Origin of the sequence: Mycobacterium sp., from assembly GCF_050701675.1 — a bacterium.
Lineage (GTDB): Bacteria > Actinomycetota > Actinomycetes > Mycobacteriales > Mycobacteriaceae > Mycobacterium.
The window spans coordinates 1-1,515 of sequence record NZ_JBOGDD010000256.1 but is presented as its reverse complement, the minus strand read 5'-3'; the positions used below and the strand labels follow the sequence as shown (position 1 = coordinate 1,515).

Annotated in this window: 3 protein-coding genes; all 3 read right to left on the bottom strand. The window is 68.8% G+C overall.

All coding sequences use genetic code 11. The annotated features are described in order from the left end of the window. On the bottom strand, nt 1-665 hold a 665-nt coding region (locus ACRDUX_RS07310; RefSeq protein ID WP_526412432.1), incomplete at its 3' end, for a phosphohexomutase domain-containing protein. Nucleotides 666-756: 91 nt separating this feature from the next. Then, nucleotides 757-1,197 carry a 30S ribosomal protein S9 gene (gene rpsI, locus ACRDUX_RS07305; protein WP_526412434.1) on the bottom strand — a complete coding sequence of 147 codons (441 nt, stop codon included), beginning with the start codon at nt 1,195-1,197 and terminating at the stop codon, nt 757-759. Nucleotides 1,198-1,283: 86 nt separating this feature from the next. Next, nucleotides 1,284-1,515 (bottom strand): uL13 family ribosomal protein (locus ACRDUX_RS07300; protein ID WP_526412430.1); only part of this gene is annotated, 232 nt, incomplete at its 5' end.

The following is a 1,515-nucleotide window of genomic DNA, read 5'->3' as shown; positions in this document are numbered from 1 at the left end:
ACCTCCAAGTGGGTCGACCCGCAGCCCTCATTGATGTTGAGGCCGTTTGGTTCCGCGTTGATCGCGATGACGGTGGCGCCCGCGGCGCGGTAGGCCAGCGGCGCGGCAGCCGACGCGGCGCCATGCGCGCAGTCGACCACCACGGTCGTGCCGTCCAGCGGGGCGGGCGCAGCCGTCGCCACGTGCCGCAGGTAGCGCTCGAGCGCGTCGTCGGCATCGAGCACGCGGCCGATCCCCGCGCCTACGGGACGGTTGCCCGGCCCCGCGCTGAGAAGTTCGGTGATGCGGTCCTCGGCAGCGTCGTCGAGCTTGTGGCCACCGGGGCCGAAGATCTTGATGCCGTTGTCGGGCATCGGGTTGTGCGACGCGGAGATCATGACGCCGAACTCGGCGCCGTAAGCACCCGTCAGGTGGGCCACCGCTGGGGTCGGCAGCACGCCCACTCGCAGCGCGTCCACGCCCTCACTGGTGATGCCTGCGATGACCGCGGCTTCGAGCATTTCTCCACTGGCCCGGGGGTCACGGCCGACGACGGCCACCCGACGCTGCCCTCCGGACGTCCCGAGTCGACGCGCTGCGGCGGACCCGAGGGCCAGCGCCAGCTCAGCGGTCAGATCGGTATTGGCGACGCCACGGACTCCGTCGGTGCCGAACAGTCGACCCATGCGCACCTCCTAGACAAGCCAAAAGCGTGCACGCCTGGACGCCGAAACGAAACCAGACGCGCACGCTCGTGGCCAAACAGTGTCGAACAGATCAGCGCTTGCTGTACTGCGGCGCCTTGCGGGCCTTCTTCAGGCCGTACTTCTTGCGTTCGATCGCACGCGGGTCACGCGTGAGGAAGCCGGCCTTCTTCAGCGGCGGGCGGTCCTCGGGCTGCACGATGATCAGCGCCCTGGCGATGGCCAGACGCAGCGCGCCCGCCTGTCCGGAGGGGCCGCCGCCATCGAGGTGGGCGAAGATGTCGACGGTGTCGACCCGGTCCACGAGCACCAGCGGAGCCTTGATGAGCTGCTGGTGCACCTTGTTCGGGAAGTACTCCTCCAGGCTGCGGCCGTCCAGGGTGAACTTGCCGGTGCCTGGCGTGAGGCGCACCCGCACCACGGCCTCCTTGCGGCGGCCGACGGTCTGGATGGGACGGTCGAGCAGGAGCGGCTCGCGGGCCGGGGCCTCGTCGGCCGCGGCGGTCTCGGCCACCTCGACGACCTCGACCGTCGGGGCGGCTTCTGGCGCCTCGGTCACTTCTTCGACCTCGGTCGGTTCGGTCACGTCAGTCGTCTCGGTCACTGGGCCACCTGCTTGATCTCGAACGGAACGGGCTGCTGAGCGATGTGCGGATGCTCGGAACCCGCGTACACCTTCAGCTTCTTCTGGATCTGACGGCTCAGCTTGTTGTGCGGAAGCATGCCGACGATCGCGTTCTCCACGACCTTTTCGGGATTCTTGGCCATCATTTCGCCGATGGTGCGCCTGCGCAGGCCGCCGGGGTAACCCGAGTGGCGGTAGGCGTACTTG